Below are 20,102 nucleotides of genomic sequence, written 5' to 3'. Positions count from 1 at the left end.
GGCCTTGCAGGCTTATTCCACTGTTACGGATTTCGCCAGGTTGCGCGGCTGATCGACGTCGGTGCCCATGAAAACAGCAGTGTGATAGGCGAGCAGCTGGATCGGCAGCGAGAAGATCATCGGCGCGATGATTTCGTCGACGACGGGCAGGATGATCGTCGCCATGGTCGGCAGTTTCGAGGCCGCAGCACCCGCCTCGTCGGTGATGAAGATAATTCGGCCGCCGCGGGCCGCGACCTCCTGCATGTTCGAAACGGTCTTTTCGAAGAAACGGTCGTAGGGAGCGATGACGATGACCGGCATATTCTCGTCGATCAGCGCGATCGGCCCGTGCTTCAATTCGCCGGCGGCATAACCTTCGGCGTGGATATAGGAAATTTCCTTGAGTTTCAGCGCGCCTTCCATGGCAAGCGGGAAGCTGGTGCCGCGGCCGAGATAGAGCACGTCCTTGCACTTCGACAGTTCGCGCGACAGGCTTTCCATCTGCGGCTGGATGAGGTTCAGCACCCGGCTCATGACGCGCGGCATTTCGGCGAGATGGCGCACGAGCGCCCTCTCCTCCTCCGCACTCACCGTGCCGCGCGCCTTGCCGGCGCCGATGGCGAGCGACGCCAGCACGGCAAGCTGGCAGGTGAAGGCCTTGGTCGAGGCGACGCCGATTTCCGGGCCGGCCATGATGGGGAAGACGGCGTCGGATTCACGCGCGATCGTCGATTCGCGGACATTGACGACGGCGCCGATCTTCAGGCCGTTGTCGCGGCAATAACGCAGCGATGCCAGCGTATCGGCGGTCTCGCCGGACTGCGAAATGAAGAGTGCTGCCTGCGAGGACGACAGAGGCATTTCGCGGTAGCGGAATTCTGAGGCAACGTCGATTTCAACAGGCAGGCGGGCATAACGCTCGAACCAGTATTTGCCGACGAGGCCGGCGAGATAGGCGGTGCCGCAGGCCGAGATCGCAAGGCCGGTCGCCGCCTTGAAGTCGATCGCCTCGGCATTGGCGCCGATCGTATTTTCGGCGAAATCGACATAGTGGCTGAGCGCGTGAGAGATGACCTCCGGCTGCTCGTAGATTTCCTTTTCCATGAAATGGCGGTGGTTGCCCTTGTCGACGACATAGGCGGTCGCCTGCGAGATCTGGCGGGCGCGCCTGACCGGCTTGCCGGTAAAATCGATGACGGCGACACTGTCACGGGTGATGACGGCGCAATCGCCGTCGACGAGATAGGTGATCTCGTTGGTGAAGGGCGAGAGCGCAATCGCATCCGAGCCGAGGAACATTTCGCCGCGGCCGTAGCCGACGGCAAGCGGCGGGCCGGAACGGGCGGCCATGATCGTACCGGGATCGGCCTTGAGCATGATGGCCAGCGCATAGGCGCCGGTCACCCGGTTCAGCATCTTCAGCATGGCAGCGCGCGGCTCCAGGCCTTCGCGCAGATATTTCGCCATCAGCTGGGCGACGACTTCGGTATCGGTCTGGGTCTGAAAGACCGCGCCCTCCTCGGTCAATTCATCGCGAAGCTCTGAGAAATTCTCGATGATGCCGTTATGGACGACGGCGACACCTTCGACGAAATGCGGATGGGCGTTGGTCTCGTTGGGCACGCCATGGGTCGCCCAGCGCGTATGGGCGATGCCGACCATGCCCGGCAGCGGTTCGGCATCGAGGCGCTTTTCCAGATTGAAGAGTTTGCCTTCGGCGCGGCGGCGATCCATCACCCCCTCATGGATGGTGGCGACGCCGGCGGAGTCATAACCGCGATATTCGAGACGCTTCAGCGCATCGACCAGGCGCCCGGCAACAGGCTGACTTCCGACAATCCCCACAATACCGCACATGCAATATATTCCCCATGAAGGCTTCGATGACGAGGCCAGTCCTAACGATTCCTGCTTATTTCTCAATCACCTCGGCGGTCACTTTCAATTTCCGCCGGTTATGGAAAGCGGCCTCAAGCCTTCGCCTTCTTCGCCGCCTTGATGGCGAGCGCGCGCTCGCGCAGCAGGATCGCGCGGCCGGGCTTGATCTCCTGGCGGGCCCGGCCGAGCGCCAGGGCGTCGGCCGGCACATCGGCGGTGATGACGCTGCCGGAGGCGATATAGGCGCCGTCGCCGATCGTCACCGGCGCGACCAGCGAGGAGTTGGAACCGATGAAGGCGTTTTCGCCGATCACCGTCTCGCTCTTGTTGACGCCGTCATAGTTGCAGGTGATCGTGCCGGCGCCGATATTGCTGCCGGCGCCGATGACCGCATCGCCGATATAGGTGAGATGGTTGACCTTGGCGCCCTCGCCGATCCGGCCGTTCTTGACCTCACAGAAATTGCCGACCTTCGAACCGTCGGCGAGATCGGCACCCGGGCGCAGCCGCGCGAAGGGGCCGACGGTCGCGCCCTGGCTGACATGGGCGCCTTCGATATGCGAGAAGGCATGGATGACGGCGCCGCTGTCGATCACCGCGCCGGGACCGAAGACGACATTCGGCTCGATCAGCGCATCCTGGCCGATGACGGTGTCATAGGACAGAAAGACCGTTTCCGGCGCGATCATGGTGACGCCGGCCAGCATCATCTGGTGGCGGCGGCGCTCCTGCCAGAAGCGCTCGATGACGGCGAGTTCGGCCCGGTTGTTGCAGCCGGTCATCTCGATTTCGGGAGCATCGACGGCGGTGACGCGGCCGCCGAGCGAACGGGCGATCTCGACGAGATCGGTCAGATAGAATTCGCCCTTGGCATTGGCATTGCCGATGCGCTGGAGAAGATCGAGCGCCTTGCGGCCGTTGATCGCCATCAGCCCGCTGTTGCACCAGGTGACGGTGCGCTCGGCATCGGTCGCGTCCTTCTCCTCGCGGATGGCGATCAATTCGCCATCCTTGACGAGCAGGCGGCCGTAGCCTGTGGGGCGGTCGGTGTGGAAACCGATGACGACGACATCGCTGCCCTCCGCAAGGCCCTGGCGGGCGGCCTTCAGCGGTGCGTCGGTCTGCAGCGGCACGTCGCCATAAGTGACGAGGATATCGTCATAGCCCTTGGCGATCGCTTCGCGCGCCGCCAGCACCGCATGGCCGGTGCCGAGGCGCTCCTTCTGCAGATAGGCTTCGATGCCGACGCCGGCAACGCTTGCAGCCTTTGCGACATCCTCAGCATCGCGGCCGACGACGAGGGCGACGGAGGAGATGCCGGCGGAGGCGACCGCCTCGACCACATGGGCGATCATCGGCCGTCCGGCGACCGGATGCAGCACTTTCGATTTCGAGGATTTCATCCGCGTGCTGTCACCGGCGGCAAGGATGACGGCAAGACAAGTACGTTCCATGATCTGCTCCGCGAATCCGCGCCGTGAGGCGGCTTTGTTGCCTCATACTGCATAATTCCTGAAATCGGAATCGATTTTCGGAAAGCACGCGCGATGGATTGAAAGCCTTGCAGCGTCCTTTGCGCGCCCGAAAACATCAGTGGCGCGGCAGACACGCAAAGCCTTTGCAAGCGTGAAATTTAGGTCGAAATCGGCACTCTGACGGTCTCGGAACCGCGGGCGGCGAAGGCCTCGTGCACATGATGGCGGCCATCCAGGATGACGAGTTCCATGGCACGGCGTGCGGCAGCGCTGTCACCGGAAACGATCGCATCGACGATGCGCATATGGGTATCGGCGATATTGGCGAAACCGTTTTCGGCGGGCGGCGTGCTCATGCGGAACATGCCGACGAGGGCCGCTTCGATGAGGCTGCCGAGCGTCCGCATGAAGGGATTGTGCGAGGCTTCGGCGAGCGCCAGGTGGAAACGAAGGTCGGCGAGCGCCAGGCTGTCGGCAGTGTGGCCACTCGCCGCCATATCGAGCGCCAATGCGCGCAGCGTCTCGATATCATCCGCATTCGCCCGCTCGGCGACGAGACCGGCAGCGAAAGGTTCGACCGCAAGACGGATATCGTAGAGTTGCAGCAGGAACTCTTCCGTCACGCCATTGTCGAAGTGCCAGGCAATGATCTCGCTGTCGAACATGTTCCAGAGGTTCTTCTCGGTCACACGCGTACCGACCCGCGCCTTCGCGACAACCATGCCCTTGGCGGCGAGCGTCTTCATCGTCTCGCGCAAGACGGTACGGGACACTTTGAAGCGCTGCGCCAGTTCGGTATCGCCAGGCAAGATCGAGCCGACGGGATAGGTGCCGGCGACGATCTCCTTTCCGAGCTCGTCAACCACTTGCGCGTGGCTCGTCCGGGTTCTGCGCCCCGTCTTACGTGTCTCGTCCAATTTGTTGCGCAAGCGATCCGTCTCCCCCTCAGGCATACCTCTTGTTCAGACTGGAAACGAACAGGATCGCCTTCTGCATCAGGATAAATGCAAACAGCAGGAGGCCAATCAGGATCTTGGTCCACCAGCTCGACAGCGTGCCGTCGAAGGTGATGTAGGTCTGAATGAGCCCCTGGATCAGGATACCGATCAAGGTACCCGCCACGAATCCCGCTCCTCCGGTCAGCAGCGTCCCTCCGATGACGACCGCCGCAATGGCGTCGAGTTCGACGCCGACTGCTGCAAGAGAATAACCAGCTGAGGTGTACAGCGAAAAAACGATCCCGGATAGGCCTGCAAGAAAGCCCGACAGCGCATAGATCTGAATTGTCGTGCGGCCGACCGGCACACCCATCAGCCGCGCCGTCTGCGGGCCGCCGCCGAGCGCATAGACATTGGTGCCGAAGCGGGTGCGCTGGGCGATGAAAATGCCGGCGGCAAAGACCAGGAGCATGATGGCGCCGATCAGCGTCAGCCGCCCACCGCCGGGCAGGCGCCAATAGAGGCTCGTCAGCGTCGAATAATATTCATGGTCGATCGGGATGCTGTCGATCGAGAGCACGAAGGCCATGCCGCGCGCCAGGAACATGCCGGCGAGCGTGACGATGAAAGCCGGCATTTCGAGATAGTGGATGATGGCGCCCATGATACCGCCAAAGGCAGTGGTGATCACAAGCACGATCGCAAAGGCGAGCAGCGGATGGATCGAGGTCTTCTGCAGGATCACCGCCAGGAAGACGCCGGTGAAGGCGATGACCGATCCGATCGACAGATCGATGCCGCCGGAGATGATCACGAAGGTCATGCCGACGGCTGCGATGCCGAGAAAGGCATTGTCGGTCAGCAGATTGCCGATGACACGTGTCGACAGCATGTTCGGATATTGCAGCGTGCAGCCGGCATAGGCGAGCACGAAGATGACGATGGTCGCAAGCAGCGGCAGGTATTTGGAATTCATTTCGGCTGCTCCCTTCCGCCCGGCCGGCGGCTGGCGAAGATGGCGAGCGACTGCACCGCCGGCGACTGGATGACGAGGATGACGATAATGATGATGGCCTTGATGATCAGGTTGAACTCCGGCGGGAAGCCGGAAGACAGGATGCCGGTATTCACCGCCTGGATGATCATCGCGCCGATCAGCGATCCGAGAATGCTGAAGCGGCCGCCGAGCAATGAATTGCCGCCGACGACGACGGCGAGGATGGCGTCGAGTTCGAGCCACAGGCCGGCATTGTTGGCATCGGCGCCCTTGATGTCGGCGGCGACGATGATGCCTGATATCGAGGCACACAGCCCGCTCAGCATATAGACAGCCATCAGCAGCACCGGCGTTCGAATGCCGGATAGCGTGCTGGCGCGGCGATTGATGCCGACGGCCTCGATCAGCATGCCGAGCGCTGTCCGGCGGACGAGCAGGATGACGAGCAGGCCGACGAGAAACCAGATGACGACAGGCATCGGCAGAAGGGCCATGGAGCCGCTGCCGAAGAAGGTCAGCCCGTCATCATTGAAGGTCAGGATGGCGCCTTCGGTGATGAGCTGGGCGATGCCGCGGCCGGCGACCATCAGCACCAGCGTGGCGATGATCGGCTGGATATTGAGCACGGCCACCAGGAAACCGTTCCAGACGCCGCAGGCAATGCCGACCGCCAACGTCAGGACAATGGTGTAGGCCACTGAATTTCCTGAGACAATCGACGATGCGGCAACGGCACCGCAGATGGCGACAACAGCCCCGACGGACAGATCGATGCCCTTGGTGGCGATGACCAGCGTCATGCCGATCGCCAGCAACGCCACCGGTGCGCCGCGGTTGAGCACGTCGATCAGGCTGCCATAGAGGCGGTCATTTTGAACCACGACATTAAAAAACTGCGGTGACGTGATGAAATTCAACAAAAGAATAACAACGAGCGCAATCAATTGCGGCGCCAGGCGATAAGCCAGCGCGTTTAGCGAGGACCTCATGCCTCCTCCATCTTATGCTCGGCCGCAGCGATGGCATCGACGATGCCGGCGGCCGTAATCCGTTCGCCCGTGAGTTCGGCGATATGCTGTCTGTCGCGAAGCACGATGATACGTGAACTATAGGCGACAAGCTCTTCAAGTTCCGAGGAAATCACGATCAGCGACATGCCTTCGCCGCAGAGCTGTTCGATCAGCCGGATGATCTCGGCATGGGCGCCGACATCGATGCCGCGGGTCGGCTCGTCGAGGATGAGAAACTTCGGATTGGTCGCCAGCCAGCGGGCGAGGATCGCCTTCTGCTGGTTGCCGCCGGAAAGCAGCCGGATCGGCTTCTCGCGGTCGGTGGTGCGGATATCGAGCGCCTTGATGTAACGGTCGGCAAGCGCATTCTGCTCGGCGCGCGACAGCGGCCGCGTCCAGCCGCGCCGGGCCTGCAGCGCAAGCGCGATATTCTCCCTGATCGACAGATCGCCGACGATGCCGTCGGTCTTGCGGTCCTCGGGGCAGAAGCCGAAACCTTTTTCGATGGCGGCGCGTGGGCTGGAAAGGGTCACCGGCTGGCCGTCGATCGTGGCGCTGCCGCTGTCGGCATGTTCGATGCCGAAGAGCAGTTCGGCGGTTTCGGTGCGGCCGGAACCGAGCAGCCCGGCTATGCCGACCACCTCGCCGGCGCGCACATCGAGGTCGAAAGGCTTGACCTTGCCGCGCTTGCCGTAGCCTGCGAAGCGGTAACGGACGTCGCCCGCCGTGACACTCCGCTCCTTCGCCGTCTCCTCGGCATGCGCCAGTTCGCGGCCGAGCATCATGGCGATCAGGCCCTGGCGCGGCAGATCGGCAGCGTCCCGGGTGCCGACGAGCTTGCCGTTGCGCAGCACGGTGATGCGGTCGCTGATCGCATAGACCTGCTCGAGGAAATGGGTGATGAAGACGATGCCCAGGCCGCGCTTCTTCAGGTCCTCGATGATGCGGAAGAGCAGCGCCACTTCCTGATTGTCGAGGCTTGCCGTCGGCTCGTCCAAGATCAGCACCTTGCCGGAGAGGTCGACGGCGCGGGCGATGGCGACCACCTGCTGGACGGCAACGGAAAAGCGGCCAAGCTCGGCGGTGACGTCGATATCGATGCCGTAACCGGTGAGCAATTCGCGCGCCTTGCGGTTCATCGCGCGGACATCGGTCATGCCGAAACGCCTTGGCTGGCGTCCGAGAAAGAGGTTTTCGGCAACGCTCAGATTGGCGAGGAGGTTGACCTCCTGGTAGACGGTGCCGATGCCGAGATTCTGGGCGGCGAGCGTATTGGCCGGATTGATTTCATGACCGTCGAGCGTCAGGCTGCCCTCGTCACGATGATAGGCACCGGTGATGCATTTGATCAGCGTCGACTTGCCGGCGCCATTCTCGCCAAGCAGCGCATGCACCTCGCCCTTGCGCAGCGTGAAATCGACCTTGTCCAACGCCACTGCGCCGGGAAAGAATTTCGATATTCCGGAAGCCGCGAGAACGTTCTCGAAATCGTGAGTCATAGGGGTCTGTTTTCCTGATATTGACGGCAAAAGCCGCGCCGCGGCCGGACATGACGTCCCAAGGCGGCAAGGCAGTTCCGCACCGGTCCATGACGGGCCGGTGCGGTTCTACAGCGCCGCCCGTGTCTTTTCAGGCACGGGACGCTGTAGCGCTTTGAATTCTGCCCAATTCCCTTCTCGATTGCGATTGTGGAATTGGGCAGGAGCGTCAAATCAGATCAGTAGCCCTGACCCTTCTTCTCTTCGTAGACCTTCATCGGCTCGTCGGCAGGCGTGTAGAGCTTGGATTCGGTCTGGATCCACTTCGGCGGAGCCTTCTTGTCCTTCAGGTAGGCATCGAGCGCATCGAAAGCCGGACCTGCCATGTTCGGCGTGAGTTCGACCGTGGCGTTGGATTCGCCTTCGGACATAGCCTTAAAGATATCCGGAACGGCGTCGATGGAGACGACGAGGATATCCTTGCCGGGCTTCAGGCCGGCTTCCTTGATCGCCTGGATGGCGCCGACGGCCATGTCGTCATTATGGGCGTAGAGCGCGCAGATATCCTTGCCGCCATTCTCGGCCTTCAGGAAGCTTTCCATGACTTCCTTGCCCTTCGTGCGGGTGAAGTCACCAGTCTGGCTGCGAACGATCTTGAGGTTGTCGTGACCGGCAAGAGCTTCTTCGAAGCCCTTCTTGCGGGCGATAGCCGGCGACGAACCGGTGGTGCCCTGCAGTTCGACGACGTTGCACTTCTTGTCGCCGACAGTCTTGACCAGGAAGTCGCCGGCGACCTTGCCTTCATGGACGAGGTCGGAGGTAACAGCCGTCAGGTAAAGATCGTCCGGAGCCTTGATGGTACGGTCGAGAAGAATGACCGGAATCTTGGCTTCCTTGGCTTCCTTGAGAACGTCGTCCCAGCCGGTTTCAACGACCGGCGCAATGAGAATGGCGTCGACGCCCTGAGCAATGAAGGAACGCAGAGCCTTGATCTGGTTTTCCTGCTTCTGCTGCGCATCGGCAAATTTCAGATCGATGCCGCGCTTCTTGGCCTGTTCCTTGGTGACGGTCGTTTCAGCCGCACGCCAGCCCGATTCCGAGCCGATCTGCGAGAAGCCGACGGTCAGTCCGCCGGCCGAAGCCGAACCGAACATGCAGGCAGCAAGAATCGTGGCACTCATAAGTGCAGTCTTCAATTTCATGATTTCCTCCCAAGCCGCATCTCGCGGCGCAGGGTCAAAAAATCATATAGTATTACTTTTGTAAATCGGAATCTTCGCATGCACCGCAGCAAAAAAAAGGCGCCCACAGGGGCGCCCTTCGCAACTGCAAAAACGATGTTCGGTTATTGCGCCGGCAGCTTGTCGTCGACGCCTTCGACATAGAAATTCATGCTGAGCAGCGTGCCGTCGTCGGCCTTCTCGCCGGCCTTCAGCCAGGGCGTTCCGTCCTGCTTGTTGATCGGGCCGGTGAAGGGATGCAGCTCGCCGGACTTGATCTTGGCTTCGGTTTCCTCGGCCATTTTCTTCACGTCGTCAGGCATGTTGGTATAGGGCGCCATCTTCAGGATGCCGTCCTTCAGGCCGTCCCAGCTCTGCTCGGACTTCCAGGTGCCGTCGAGAAGCGCATGTACGCGCTTGGAGTAGTAATTGCCCCAGGTGTCGACGATCGCCGTCAGCTGCGCCTTCGGGCCGGCCGCGATCATGTCGGATGCCTGACCGAAGGCATGGATGCCGCGTTCTTCGGCAACCTGCATCGGCGCTGTCGTATCGGTGTGCTGGGTCAAGACGTCGACGCCCTGGTCGACCATGGCCTTGGCGGCGTCGGCTTCCTTGCCGGGGTCGAACCAGGTGTTGACCCAGATGACCTTCAGCTTGAAGGTCGGATCGATCGACTTGGCGCCCTGCTCGAAGGAGTTGATGCCCATCACCACTTCGGGAATCGGGAAGGAGGCGATGTAGGCGGCACCATGATTCTTCGAGGTCTTCGCAGCGATCTGGCCGAGGATGTAGCGGCCTTCATAGAAGCGCGAATTGTAGGTGGCGAGATTGGGGCCGGCCTTGTAACCGGTGCCGTGCTCGAACTTGACCTTCGGGAACTTGGCGGCGACCTTGACGGTCGCATCCATGAAACCGAAGGATGTGGTGAAGATCAGCTTGCAGCCGGAACGGGCAAGACGCTCGATGGCGCGCTCGGCATCCGGGCCTTCCGGCACGTTTTCGAGGTAAGGCGTTTCGATTTTGTCGCCGAATTCGGCCTGGACCTGCTGGCGGCCGAGATCGTGGGCCTGCGAATAACCGCCGTCGGTGTGCGAACCGACATAGACGAAGCAGACCTTCGTCTTGTCGGCGGCCTGTGCGGCAGACGAGATGCCGATCACGGCGGCAGCCGAGGCGGCGAGTGTGAGTGCTAACTTCTTCATAGTAACCCCTGTTGGTTTGAAGTTGGGAAACCCGTCTTATGTTGTTGCTTCATCGCTCCGGTACGAAGGCTTTTCCGAGCGACGCGGGCGTGTTGATCAACGTCGTGCGTCGATTATGAGAAATGATGATGAGAACCACAATAGTCGCGGCATAGGGCAGCATTGAAAGGAACTGCGCGGGAATGCCGAGGCCGAAGGCCTGGGCGTGCAACTGCAGGATGGTGACTGCGCCGAAGAGATAACCGCCGGCAAAGACCCGCCACGGCCGCCAGGAGGCGAAAACGACGAGCGCCAGCGTGATCCAGCCACGGCCGGCCGACATGTTCTCCGCCCATTGCGGCGTGTAGACGAGCGAAAGCTGCGCCCCGGCAAGACCGGCGCAGGCGCCGCCGAACATCACCGCCAGGTAGCGCGTGCGGATGACGTGAATGCCGAGCGCGTGCGCCGAGCCGTGATTGTCGCCGATCGCTCTCAGCTTCAGTCCGCTCCGGCTGCGGAACAGGAACCAGCTGACGCCTACGACAAGCGCAATCGACAGGTAGAAGATCAGATCCTGCCTGAAGAGCACGTGGCCGATCACGGGAATGTCCGACAGCAAGGGAATGACGATCTCTTCCAGCCGGATGCCGGGAACGCTGACATAGGCTTCGCCGAGCATGCCCGACACACCGAGGCCGAGAAGGGTGAGCGCCAGCCCGGTCGCCACCTGGTTCGCCACCAGCGTCAACGTCAGGAAGGCAAACAGCAGCGAGAAAAGCGCGCCTGAGGCAATGCCGCAGACGATGCCGACATAGGGCGAACCCGACATCTGCGCGCCGGCAAAGGCGGCAACCGCGCCCATGATCATCATGCCTTCGACACCCAGGTTGAGAACACCCGAGCGCTCGGTCACGAGTTCGCCCAGGGCGGCGATGACGAGCGGCGTCGAAGCGGTGATGACAGTCAGCAGAATGGCTTCGAAGATGCTCATGCGGCCCCACCTCTCAGCCGCGACCAGACAATGCGGATTTTGTAATAGATCAGCGTGTCGCAGGAGAGCACGAAAAAGAGCAGCAGGCCCTGGAAAACGCGGGTGACCTTGTCGGAAACGCCGAGCGACAGCTGTGCCGCCTCACCGCCGAGATAGGTGAGCGCCAGCACCAGGCCCGATGCAATGATGCCGAGCGGATTGAGGCGGCCGAGAAAGGCGACGATGATGGCGGTGAAGCCATAGCCCGGCGAGATCGCCGGCTGCAGGTGGCCGATCGAGCCGGAAACCTCCGATATCCCGGCAAGGCCGGCAAGCGCGCCCGAAAACAGAAAGCTGAACCAGATCATCTTCTTCGACGAGAAGCCGGCAAAGCGCCCTGCCCGCTCCGACTGGCCGAGCACGACGATCTCGAAGCCCTTCAGCGTATAGCGCAGCATGAACCAGACGCCGATCGCCGCGACAATGGCGAAGATGAAGGCCCAATGGGCGCGGCCCGACTCTTCCCAGATCGCCGGCAGCACCGCTTCCGGCGCGAAATCACGCGAAACCGGAAAGTTGAAGCCTTTCGGGTCACGCCAGGCGCCGCGAATCAGCCAGTCGAGGAAGAGCTGGGCGATATAGACCAGCATCAGCGATGTCAGGATTTCGTTGGTGTTGAAATGTGCCTTCAACAGCGCCGGAATGGCCGCGAACAGCGCACCGCCGAGCGCCCCGAGGAGCAGCATCAGCGGCAGCACCAGCGGCGAATGCCAGTCGTAAAAGACGATCGGGATATAGGAGCCGGTGATGGCGCCGATTGTGAACTGGCCTTCAGCGCCGATATTCCAGTTGTTCGAGCGATAACAAACGGCCAGACCGACGGCGATCAGGATCAGGGGCGCCGCCTTGATCGCCAGCTCATGCAGTGACCAGACCTCGAGCAGCGGCTCGACAAAGAAGGCATCGAGCGCCTCTACCGGGTCCTTGCCGAGCATGGCGAACATGATGGCGCCGAAGGCGAGCGTCAGGACGAGGGCCAGGAGCGGCGAGACGAAAGCGTAGAGCTTCGAGACGTCGGGGCGTTTTTCGAGTTCAATGCGCATGGGGCGCCTCTTCAATGCGCATGGGGCGCCTCTTCAATGCGCATGGGGCGCCTCCGGGGCAGAGCCCTCATGGAGGCCGCCCATCAGCAGGCCGATCTTCTCCCGTGTCAGTTCGCCTGATGGGAACGGGCGGGAAAGGCGGCCTTCGGAGATCACGGCAATATCGGTCGCCACTTCGAAGATCTCATCGAGATCCTGGCTAATGACGACGACGGCCGAACCGTTTCTGGCAAGATCGACGAGAGCCTGGCGGATGCGGCTTGCAGCCCCGGCATCGACACCCCAGGTCGGCTGGTTGACGACGAGCACCGCCGGCTGGCGATCCAGCTCGCGGCCGACGATGAATTTCTGCAGGTTACCGCCTGACAGGGAGCCGGCGGCCGGATCCTCGCCGCTCTTGCGCACATCCATCGCCTCGGAGATACGCCGCGCGGCCGATCTCACCGCGCCATGGCGGATAATGCCGAGCAGGCCGAGAAAGGCCTTGCGGTCGGACTGGCTGCGGGCCAGCACCAGATTGTCGGACAGTTTCATGGCGGAGACGGCGGCATGGCCGTGCCGTTCCTCCGGCACGAAACCGGCGCCGAGCAGACGGCGGGCGGTGATGCCTTCGGTGCCCACGGGCTTCTTGCGGATGACGATCGCCTCGGCCGAAGCAACGGGATATTCGCCGGACAGAGCATCGAAAAGTTCGCTCTGGCCGTTGCCGGCAACGCCGGCGATGGCGAGGATCTCGCCGGAGCGCACGGTCATCGAGACATCGCGCAGCGGCATGGCGAAGGGAGTGCGGGCGGCGACGGAAAGATTGGCGACGGCAAGCTGCACGTCGCCCTTGTCACTGCGCTCGGGATGGGTGACGGCCGCCACCTCGCTGCCGACCATCATGCGGGCGAGCGAAGCCGGCGTTTCCCGTTTCGGATCGCAGGCGCCGGTGACGCGGCCATGGCGCAGCACCGTGGCGCGATCGCAGATGCGCTGCACCTCCTCCAGGCGGTGACTGATATAGAGAACCGAACGCCCTTCGGCGCGCAGCTTGAACAGCGTGTCGAACAACCTGTCGGCCTCCTGCGGCGTCAGCACCGAGGTCGGCTCGTCGAGAATGATCAGCTTCGGGTTCTGCAGCAGGGCGCGGACGATTTCGATGCGCTGGCGCTCGCCGACTGAGAGATCGGCAACATGGGCATGCGGATCGAGCGGCAGGCCGTAGGCTTGCGACAGCGCCCTCGCCTCTTCGGCGATCCTGTCGATCGGGATGGCGTCATCGAGCGACAATGCGATGTTTTCGGCAACCGTCAGCGCCTCGAACAGCGAAAAATGCTGGAAGACCATGCCGATGCCGTGCTTGCGCGCTTCCCCCGGCGAGGTAATCGCAACCGGCTGGCCCTGCCAGAGGATATGTCCGTTGGTCGGCTCCAGAACGCCGAACAGCATCTTCACCAGTGTGGATTTGCCTGCGCCGTTTTCGCCGAGAAGCGCATGAATTTCGCCCGGCGCAATATCGAGATCGATTTCATTGCAGGCGGCAAAGCCACCGAAAAACTTCGTCAGCTTCTGGACGGATAATAACGCACCGGAATCCGGCACATTCAATGGCGACACGTTCCCCTCATTTCTTCTGCCAACCGGTCCATTCGGATCTCATGGAATCAGCAGCGTCGTTCCTGTTGTTTTTCTTGTTTCCAGATCCGCGTGAGCCTGCCCAACCTCACGTAACGGATAGGTTTGATTGATATTGATACGCACTTTGTTGCTTTGCACAATATCAAATAGCGCTTTGGCGCTGTCGATCAGTTCCTGACGCGCGGCGATATAGGTGAAGAGCGTCGGCCGTGTCGCAAACAGCGACCCCTTCTGGGCCAGCGCCGCAAGGGTGAAGTTCTCGATCGGCCCGGAAGATTGACCGAAGGAGGCAAAAAGGCCGCGCGGCTTCAGGCAGTCGAGCGACTGTGGAAAAGTATCGCGGCCGATCGAATCATAGACGACATCGACGCCCTTGCCGGCGGTTATCTCGCGGACACGCTGAACAAAATCATCGCTCTTGTAATTGATCACATGGTCATAGCCATGGGCGAGCGCCAGTTCGACCTTATCCTCAGAGCCCGCCGTGCCGATGACGGTGGCGCCGAGTGCCTTTGCCCATTGGCCGGCAATCAACCCGACACCGCCGGCAGCCGCATGGAACAGCAGAACCGTCTCAGGGCCGACCGTGAAAGTGCGGTTGAGCAGATATTCGGCGGTCATGCCTTTCAGCATCATCGCCGCTGCCGTTTCGAGCGCGATGCCATCGGGCACATGCACGAGATGCCGGACCTCGATATTGCGCTCAGCGCTATAGGCGCCGTCGGCGCTGGCATAGGCCACGCGATCGCCGAGCTTAAAATCCGTAACGCCGGGACCGACTGCCGTGACGGTGCCGGCCCCCTCCTTGCCGGTGACGAAGGGCAGATGCGGCACCTTGTAAGAGCCGTTGCGGAAATAGACGTCGATGAAATTCAGGCCCACCGCCGCCTGGCGGATCTGCACTTCACCGTTCGAGGGCTCGGGGAGATCGACGTCGACACAGTCGAAAACCTCAGGCCCGCCCGTCCTCGAAAATGAAACCGCCTGCGTCTTCGTCATCTCAACCGTCCTTTGTTTCGCGTCCGAGAGCGGGGAAGAATTGCAGCACCGCGCCGATGACGTAAAGATAGAGCCCGGTCACGATAAAGAGAATGAGCGCCCATTCCGGCGTGTCGAAATGCATCAGCAGCGAAAGAATGCCGAGCGCCGACCACAGCAGGAAGACGCCGAGATTGAGCGGGCGCAGCCTCTTGACCCGGACCGGGTGCAGGAAATTGATCGGCAGGAAGGTCAGCACCACCGAGACGATGACGACGGCAAGCGCCGTCGTGGCGCTGGCATCGATGACGAACAGGGTGAAGACGATCATGTTCCAGACGACCGGGAAGCCGGAGAAGAAATACTCGTCGGTCTTCATGCCCATATCGGCATAATAGATGGCGCTGGAAACGACGATCAAGCCGGCGGCGACGAAGGACCAGGGCTCGCCGATCATGCCGCTCTGATACAGCGCGAAAGCCGGCAGCAGCACATAGGTGACGTAATCGATGATGTTGTCGAGCGTATCGCCCGACCAGTTCGGCAGCACTTCCTTGACGCGCACCTTGCGGGCGATCGGCCCGTCTATTCCGTCGACGAGAAGGGCAAGGCCAAGCCACCAGAACATGTCGATGAAGCGTTGCTCGGCGGCGGCAACGACGCCGAGAAAGGCAAGGAAGGAGCCGGAGGCCGTCAGGACATGGACTGAGAAAGCGCGCATCTCCGCGTAAGGAACGCGCTTGTAGTTGAAAATCTTCATATTCCCCCGACCGCCCTATCGCGCTCGCCCCGGCAAGCATCATTATTCGCCACATATCGCCGGACACTGATCCTGAATCGGGTCCCGACGCCGTAGGTCTTTGTTGTCGCACCGTTTTTGCCGAAAACCGGTCTCCAGGTCAGGCGCGCCGCTCTAATATGCATCCTTTGCCGGGCTTCGCCAGCGGGAAATACGACATTCCACGCCTGCCCCCTGCTCCCCATTGAATCCTGACAATGGCATGCATATTTCCCTTCTGAACCGTCGCGTGGAATGGAATGCCTTTAATTCCGGCCGGATTTGTAATATCTCGCTCACAATCCGACAGTTCATCCGACGAATACGGGATCCGCTACCGAAATGAACGCGCCTGCAAAGACCGAAGACTTCGCCTCGTCCATCCCCGCCGGCGTCTACGCCGAGACGGTGCTTGCCGTGACGCATTATACAGATCGGCTCTTCCGCTTCACGATGACCCGGCCGCAGGGCTTCCGTTTCCGTTCCGGCGAATTCGCGATGATCGGCCTGATGGTCGAAGGCAAGCCGGTCTTCCGCGCCTATTCTATCGCCAGCCCCGCCTGGGCCGAAGAGCTCGAATTCTTCTCGATCAAGGTGCCGGACGGCCCGCTGACCTCGCATCTGCAGGCGATCAAGCCGGGCGACCAGGTGCTGATGCGCAAGAAGCCGACGGGCACGCTGGTGCTCGACGCACTGACGCCGGGCCGTCGTCTCTACATGTTCTCGACGGGGACGGGCGTTGCACCTTTCGCCAGCCTGATCCGCGATCCCGAGACCTATGAGAAGTTCGAGGAAGTCATCCTCACCCATACGACCCGCGATGTCGCCGAACTGCAATACGGCTTCGACCTCGTCAACGAGATCCAGAACGACGAGCTGCTGAAGGAAGTGGTCGGCGACAAGCTGCGCCATTATGCGACCGTCACGCGCGAGGATTTCGAATATCGCGGCCGCATCACCGACCTGATCTCGTCGGGCAAGCTGTTTACCGATCTCGGCGTACCGCCGCTCGACCCGGCGATCGACCGCGGCATGATCTGCGGCTCCTCGGCCATGCTGAAGGACACCAAGGAACTGCTCGAAAAGGCCGGCCTCAATGAAGGCGCCAACAGCAAACCCGCCGAATTCGTCATCGAGCGCGCTTTCGTCGGCTGAGGTTTTTCCGCCAATCAGACCTGACAACGGCTCCGGAAACGGGGCCGTTTTTATGTCTGGGCGAGATAGTCGATCAGCATCGCCATCGCGGCGCGCGCCGCATCCGGCTTGCCTCGGTGGATGGCCTGGATGACAGCGACATGCAATGCAATGGCGCGATCCAGTCGCTCGGGGTTTGCGGTGGAGTACCAGAGGCGACGCGAATGTGTCTGCACCGGGCCGAGCGCCGCGGTGATAAAACCATTCGGGCAAGCCTCTTCGAGGATTTCGTCGAAGGCCTTGTCGGCGGCAAAGAAGCCGGCGAGATCGCCCGCAGCGGCGCATTCGTCCATGGCCTGGGCGCAGTCGCCGAGGCGCCCGCGCTGTTCGTCGGTAGCATGTTCGGCAACGAGGCTTGCCGCGATCGGCTCCAACTCACGGCGCACCTGCATGACATTGCCATGATCCTCCGGCGCGATCTCGGCAATCTGCAGCCCGACGCGCGGTTTCACCAGGATCAGCCCCTGCCAGGCGAGCTTCTGAATCGCCTCCCGCACCGGCGTCCGCCCATGACCAGCCATATCGATCAGCTGCTTTTCGGTAACGAGCGCCCCGGGCTTCAGCGCCAGCGTGACGATCAGGTGCTCCAGCGCGAGATAGGCAAGATGGCTCTGTGAGGTCTGCATGCTGAAAATCCGCGGCCGATCTGATATATCACCTTGTGGCACGCTCGAAAACTGAACGCAACTGATGCGGGGCGTTCTGATTGGGCATTTCGGCGAACCTTTATTTTTGCTAGCATCAAGCTCCGTTGCGATTGATACTGAAAAATGATACTACATGTTTGTTAGTGGAAAACACCGTACGACCCTTGAAGCCATATTCACCGATCCCGTTCGTGCCAGTATCGCCTGGCGTGACATCGAGGCGCTTTTTATCGCTTGCGGCGGAGAGATCAGCGAAGGCAACGGCTCACGCGTCCGCGTGGCGCTAAACGGCATTCGCGCGGTTTTCCATCGGCCGCATCCGCAAAAGGAAACGGATAAGGGCGCGGTGCGGTCGGTGAGGCGCTTTCTGCTCGAAGCGGAGATAAGACCATGAATATCATGCATCATAGGGGCTACGAGGCCGTCATAGAATTCGATGAAGAGGCCGAGATTTTCCACGGCGAAGTCGTCAACATGCGAGATGTCATTACCTTTCAGGGAGCGTCTGCCGCCGAGCTCAAACAGGCTTTTGCGGAGTCTCTGGATGACTATCTGGTTTTCTGTGCGGAGCGCGGCGAACAGCCGGAAAGGCCGTTTTCCGGGCAGTTCGTCGTCCGTGCCGACCCGAAACTTCACAAAGCGCTATCAAGCGCGGCGCAACGCGACGGTGTCAGTCTCAACAAATGGGTGACATCAGCGCTCGAACGAGCGGTCGGCTGAGAATCGCATTCCCTCACTCATGCCGCAGTGCCTCGATCGGGTTGAGCTGGGCTGCCCGTCTTGCCGGGAAATAACCGAAGATCATGCCGATTGCGGCGGAGAAGAGGAAGGCGACGGCGACCATCAGGGGGCTGAAGACGAAGGGGACCTTCATCAGGGTCACCGCGCCGAAGCCGAGGCTGAGGCCGAGGATGATGCCGGTTATGCCGCCGAAGAGCGACAGGGCCACCGCCTCGACCAAGAACTGGGTGAGCACCTGGTTCTCAAGCGCGCCGATCGCCAGGCGGATGCCGATTTCGCGGGTGCGCTCGGTGACGGAGACCAGCATGATATTCATGATGCCGATGCCGCCGACGAGCAGGCTGATGGCGGCCACCGCGCCGAGCAGGCCGGTCAGGAGGGTCGTCGTGCCGGTCATCGCTTCGGCGATCTGCGTCATGTCGTTGACGTTGAAATCGTCCTGGCGGCCGGGGATGATCTTGCGGCGCTCGCGCAGCAGGTTTTCGACATCGGACTGGATCTTGGCGGTGGAGACACCGTCGCGGGCGGAAATGATGATCTGCGGCACGTTGCTGCTGCCGCTGATGCGGCGCTGAAACACCTTGACCGGCATGATGACGACATCGTCCTGATCGGTGCCCATGCCGGACTGGCCGCGCTTGGCAAGCACGCCGATCACAGGGCATGAGACCTTGCCGACGCGGATCTGCTGGCCTGTGGGGTCGGCGGCGCCGAAGAGCTGCGAACGCACCGTCTCGCCAATGATGCAGCGGGACTGGCCGCGTTCCTCGGCGGGTGTGAAAATGCGGCCGAGCGCCAGGTTCCAGTCCTGGGCGATGAAATAGTCGTTGGTGGTGCCGGAGACGCTGGTCGAGTGGTTCTGGCCACCCGATATCACGGTTGCCGTGGACTGGTTGAGCGGGGCAACGGCCCTCAAGCCGCCGATCTGGTCGCGGATGGCGGCGACATCCTTGATGCTGAAGCGTTTGGCCTCGGAGCTCGCCCGGCCGGGGCCGAACTGGCCGGGGCGGACGAACAGCATGTTGGTGCCGAGCCGCGACAGCTCGGTCGAGACCTGGGCGGTGGTGCCGTTGCCAATCGTTACCAGGGCGATGACGGCGGCAACGCCGATGACGACGCCGAGCACGGTGAGGAAGGAGCGCAGCATGTTGCGGCTGATGGCGCGCAAGGCGAGCTTCAGCGTCTCAAAGAACATGATCCGCCCTCCTGCGATGCTCGACCTCGGTCTCCAGCTTGCCATCGACGAAACGCAGCAGCCGCTGGGCATAGGCGGCGATATCGGGTTCATGCGTCACCATGACGATGGTGATGCCCTGCTCGCGGTTCAGCCGCGTCATCAGATCCATGATCTCGACGCTGGTCTTGGTGTCGAGATTGCCGGTGGGCTCGTCTGCCAAAAGCAAGGCCGGCTCGGTGACGATGGCGCGGGCGATGGCGACGCGCTGCTGCTGGCCGCCGGACAGTTCCTGCGTCTTGTGGTGTTCGCGGCCGGAGAGGCCGACCAGCGCCAGAGCTTCGCGCGCCCGTTCGCGCCGCTCGCGCACCGCCATGCCGCGATAGATCAGCGGTAGTTCGACATTTTCGACCGCCGAGGTGCGTGACAAAAGGTTGAAACCCTGGAAGACGAAGCCGAGCATGTGGCGGCGCAACAGCGTCAGCTGGCTGCGGTCGAAGCCGCTGGTCGGGATGCCCTGGAAGATGTAGTCGCCTGCCGTCGGCACATCGAGGCAGCCGAGGATGTTCATCGCCGTCGACTTGCCGGAGCCGGACGGACCCATGATGGCGACGAATTCATGGGCGTTGATCGCCAGATCGACGCGGTCGAGCGCGCGGATCGCCGCCTCGCCCTCGCCGTAGATTTTCGAGACCTGCCTGAATTCGATGAGCGGCGGGCTTGCCATCCGTCTCTCCG

At 61.8% G+C, this 20,102-nt stretch carries 19 protein-coding genes; 3 read left to right on the top strand and 16 right to left on the bottom strand.

Annotated elements, in window-relative coordinates:
* Positions 1-12 precede the first annotated feature (12 nt).
* The 13 genes from glmS to pcsA form a co-directional block, all read right to left on the bottom strand.
* Complete coding sequence (gene glmS, locus GGD57_RS00920; protein ID WP_184465993.1) at positions 13-1,839, bottom strand: glutamine--fructose-6-phosphate transaminase (isomerizing); 1,827 nt, start codon at positions 1,837-1,839, stop codon at positions 13-15.
* A gap of 113 nt (positions 1,840-1,952) precedes the next feature.
* Positions 1,953-3,314: a bifunctional UDP-N-acetylglucosamine diphosphorylase/glucosamine-1-phosphate N-acetyltransferase GlmU gene (glmU, locus tag GGD57_RS00915; protein ID WP_184465991.1), complete on the bottom strand. Its 1,362-nt coding sequence runs from the start codon at positions 3,312-3,314 to the stop codon at positions 1,953-1,955.
* Positions 3,315-3,493: 179 nt separating this feature from the next.
* A complete protein-coding gene (locus GGD57_RS00910; RefSeq protein ID WP_184465990.1) occupies positions 3,494-4,264 on the bottom strand; it encodes a FadR/GntR family transcriptional regulator in 771 nt (256 codons plus the stop codon).
* A gap of 16 nt (positions 4,265-4,280) precedes the next feature.
* Entirely contained in the window at positions 4,281-5,249 is a 969-nt protein-coding gene (gene yjfF, locus GGD57_RS00905; protein ID WP_184465988.1) for a galactofuranose ABC transporter, permease protein YjfF, read from the bottom strand.
* Complete coding sequence (locus GGD57_RS00900) at positions 5,246-6,259, bottom strand: ABC transporter permease (protein WP_184465985.1); 1,014 nt, start codon at positions 6,257-6,259, stop codon at positions 5,246-5,248. Before GGD57_RS00900 ends, yjfF begins: the two co-directional genes overlap by 4 nt.
* Positions 6,256-7,779, bottom strand: coding sequence for a galactofuranose ABC transporter, ATP-binding protein YtfR (gene ytfR / locus GGD57_RS00895; RefSeq protein ID WP_184465983.1), 1,524 nt, complete (start codon positions 7,777-7,779; stop codon positions 6,256-6,258). Before ytfR ends, GGD57_RS00900 begins: the two co-directional genes overlap by 4 nt.
* Positions 7,780-7,997: 218 nt before the next feature.
* Positions 7,998-8,960, bottom strand: coding sequence for a galactofuranose ABC transporter, galactofuranose-binding protein YtfQ (gene ytfQ / locus GGD57_RS00890; RefSeq protein WP_126910658.1), 963 nt, complete (start codon positions 8,958-8,960; stop codon positions 7,998-8,000).
* Positions 8,961-9,103: 143 nt separating this feature from the next.
* Positions 9,104-10,180: a BMP family ABC transporter substrate-binding protein gene (locus GGD57_RS00885; protein WP_184465981.1), complete on the bottom strand. Its 1,077-nt coding sequence runs from the start codon at positions 10,178-10,180 to the stop codon at positions 9,104-9,106.
* Between the two features lie 49 nt (positions 10,181-10,229).
* Complete coding sequence (locus GGD57_RS00880) at positions 10,230-11,150, bottom strand: ABC transporter permease (protein WP_184465979.1); 921 nt, start codon at positions 11,148-11,150, stop codon at positions 10,230-10,232.
* Complete coding sequence (locus tag GGD57_RS00875) at positions 11,147-12,232, bottom strand: ABC transporter permease (RefSeq protein ID WP_184465977.1); 1,086 nt, start codon at positions 12,230-12,232, stop codon at positions 11,147-11,149. Before GGD57_RS00875 ends, GGD57_RS00880 begins: the two co-directional genes overlap by 4 nt.
* Positions 12,233-12,265: 33 nt before the next feature.
* Positions 12,266-13,831, bottom strand: a complete 1,566-nt coding sequence (locus tag GGD57_RS00870) for an ATP-binding cassette domain-containing protein (protein ID WP_184465975.1) — start codon at positions 13,829-13,831, stop codon at positions 12,266-12,268.
* Positions 13,832-13,870: 39 nt separating this feature from the next.
* Entirely contained in the window at positions 13,871-14,851 is a 981-nt protein-coding gene (locus tag GGD57_RS00865; RefSeq protein ID WP_184465973.1) for a quinone oxidoreductase family protein, read from the bottom strand.
* A gap of 1 nt (position 14,852) precedes the next feature.
* The gene (gene pcsA / locus GGD57_RS00860; RefSeq protein ID WP_184465971.1) at positions 14,853-15,590 is read right to left on the bottom strand and encodes a phosphatidylcholine synthase; all 738 of its coding nucleotides are present in this window, start codon (positions 15,588-15,590) and stop codon (positions 14,853-14,855) included.
* 360 nt (positions 15,591-15,950) lie between these two features.
* Between pcsA and GGD57_RS00855 the strand changes: the two genes are divergently transcribed.
* Positions 15,951-16,763: a ferredoxin--NADP reductase gene (locus GGD57_RS00855; RefSeq protein WP_184465969.1), complete on the top strand. Its 813-nt coding sequence runs from the start codon at positions 15,951-15,953 to the stop codon at positions 16,761-16,763.
* A gap of 50 nt (positions 16,764-16,813) precedes the next feature.
* Here GGD57_RS00855 and GGD57_RS00850 read toward each other — a convergent pair whose 3' ends face one another.
* On the bottom strand, positions 16,814-17,428 hold the full coding sequence (locus GGD57_RS00850) for a GntR family transcriptional regulator (protein ID WP_184465967.1): 615 nt from the start codon (positions 17,426-17,428) through the stop codon (positions 16,814-16,816).
* A 154-nt stretch (positions 17,429-17,582) separates the two neighbouring features.
* Here GGD57_RS00850 and GGD57_RS00845 point away from each other — a divergent pair, with 154 nt between their 5' ends.
* Both GGD57_RS00845 and GGD57_RS00840 read left to right on the top strand, forming a co-directional pair.
* Positions 17,583-17,843, top strand: a complete 261-nt coding sequence (locus GGD57_RS00845; protein ID WP_184465965.1) for a type II toxin-antitoxin system HicA family toxin — start codon at positions 17,583-17,585, stop codon at positions 17,841-17,843.
* Complete coding sequence (locus tag GGD57_RS00840; RefSeq protein ID WP_184465963.1) at positions 17,840-18,169, top strand: type II toxin-antitoxin system HicB family antitoxin; 330 nt, start codon at positions 17,840-17,842, stop codon at positions 18,167-18,169. The genes GGD57_RS00845 and GGD57_RS00840 overlap by 4 nt, the downstream gene beginning before the upstream one ends.
* Before the next feature lie 13 nt (positions 18,170-18,182).
* Here the strand turns inward: GGD57_RS00840 and GGD57_RS00835 are convergent, their stop codons facing one another.
* On the bottom strand, positions 18,183-19,385 hold the full coding sequence (locus tag GGD57_RS00835; RefSeq protein ID WP_184465961.1) for an ABC transporter permease: 1,203 nt from the start codon (positions 19,383-19,385) through the stop codon (positions 18,183-18,185).
* Positions 19,375-20,091, bottom strand: a complete 717-nt coding sequence (locus GGD57_RS00830) for an ABC transporter ATP-binding protein (RefSeq protein WP_184465959.1) — start codon at positions 20,089-20,091, stop codon at positions 19,375-19,377. The genes GGD57_RS00835 and GGD57_RS00830 overlap by 11 nt, the downstream gene beginning before the upstream one ends.
* Between the last annotated feature and the right edge of the window lie 11 nt (positions 20,092-20,102).

This window comes from Rhizobium esperanzae (assembly GCF_014197615.1).
In the GTDB taxonomy this organism is placed as follows: Bacteria; Pseudomonadota; Alphaproteobacteria; order Rhizobiales; family Rhizobiaceae; genus Rhizobium; species Rhizobium esperanzae_A.
This window is presented reverse-complemented; position numbering and strand designations above follow the sequence as displayed.

What these genes read in the sequence shown, in the direction of transcription:
- GGD57_RS00875 (WP_184465977.1), bottom strand. Translation starts at nt 12,232, where the DNA reads ATGCGCATTGAACTCGAAAAACGCCCCGACGTCTCGAAGCTCTACGCT.
- GGD57_RS00845 (WP_184465965.1), top strand. Translation starts at nt 17,583, where the DNA reads ATGTTTGTTAGTGGAAAACACCGTACGACCCTTGAAGCCATATTCACC.
- glmS (WP_184465993.1), bottom strand. Translation starts at nt 1,839, where the DNA reads ATGTGCGGTATTGTGGGGATTGTCGGAAGTCAGCCTGTTGCCGGGCGC.
- ytfQ (WP_126910658.1), bottom strand. Translation starts at nt 8,960, where the DNA reads ATGAAATTGAAGACTGCACTTATGAGTGCCACGATTCTTGCTGCCTGC.
- glmU (WP_184465991.1), bottom strand. Translation starts at nt 3,314, where the DNA reads ATGGAACGTACTTGTCTTGCCGTCATCCTTGCCGCCGGTGACAGCACG.
- GGD57_RS00865 (WP_184465973.1), bottom strand. Translation starts at nt 14,851, where the DNA reads ATGACGAAGACGCAGGCGGTTTCATTTTCGAGGACGGGCGGGCCTGAG.
- ytfR (WP_184465983.1), bottom strand. Translation starts at nt 7,779, where the DNA reads ATGACTCACGATTTCGAGAACGTTCTCGCGGCTTCCGGAATATCGAAA.
- GGD57_RS00880 (WP_184465979.1), bottom strand. Translation starts at nt 11,150, where the DNA reads ATGAGCATCTTCGAAGCCATTCTGCTGACTGTCATCACCGCTTCGACG.
- pcsA (WP_184465971.1), bottom strand. Translation starts at nt 15,590, where the DNA reads ATGAAGATTTTCAACTACAAGCGCGTTCCTTACGCGGAGATGCGCGCT.
- GGD57_RS00850 (WP_184465967.1), bottom strand. Translation starts at nt 17,428, where the DNA reads ATGCAGACCTCACAGAGCCATCTTGCCTATCTCGCGCTGGAGCACCTG.
- GGD57_RS00885 (WP_184465981.1), bottom strand. Translation starts at nt 10,180, where the DNA reads ATGAAGAAGTTAGCACTCACACTCGCCGCCTCGGCTGCCGCCGTGATC.
- GGD57_RS00900 (WP_184465985.1), bottom strand. Translation starts at nt 6,259, where the DNA reads ATGAGGTCCTCGCTAAACGCGCTGGCTTATCGCCTGGCGCCGCAATTG.
- GGD57_RS00855 (WP_184465969.1), top strand. Translation starts at nt 15,951, where the DNA reads ATGAACGCGCCTGCAAAGACCGAAGACTTCGCCTCGTCCATCCCCGCC.
- GGD57_RS00830 (WP_184465959.1), bottom strand. Translation starts at nt 20,091, where the DNA reads ATGGCAAGCCCGCCGCTCATCGAATTCAGGCAGGTCTCGAAAATCTAC.
- yjfF (WP_184465988.1), bottom strand. Translation starts at nt 5,249, where the DNA reads ATGAATTCCAAATACCTGCCGCTGCTTGCGACCATCGTCATCTTCGTG.
- GGD57_RS00835 (WP_184465961.1), bottom strand. Translation starts at nt 19,385, where the DNA reads ATGTTCTTTGAGACGCTGAAGCTCGCCTTGCGCGCCATCAGCCGCAAC.
- GGD57_RS00840 (WP_184465963.1), top strand. Translation starts at nt 17,840, where the DNA reads ATGAATATCATGCATCATAGGGGCTACGAGGCCGTCATAGAATTCGAT.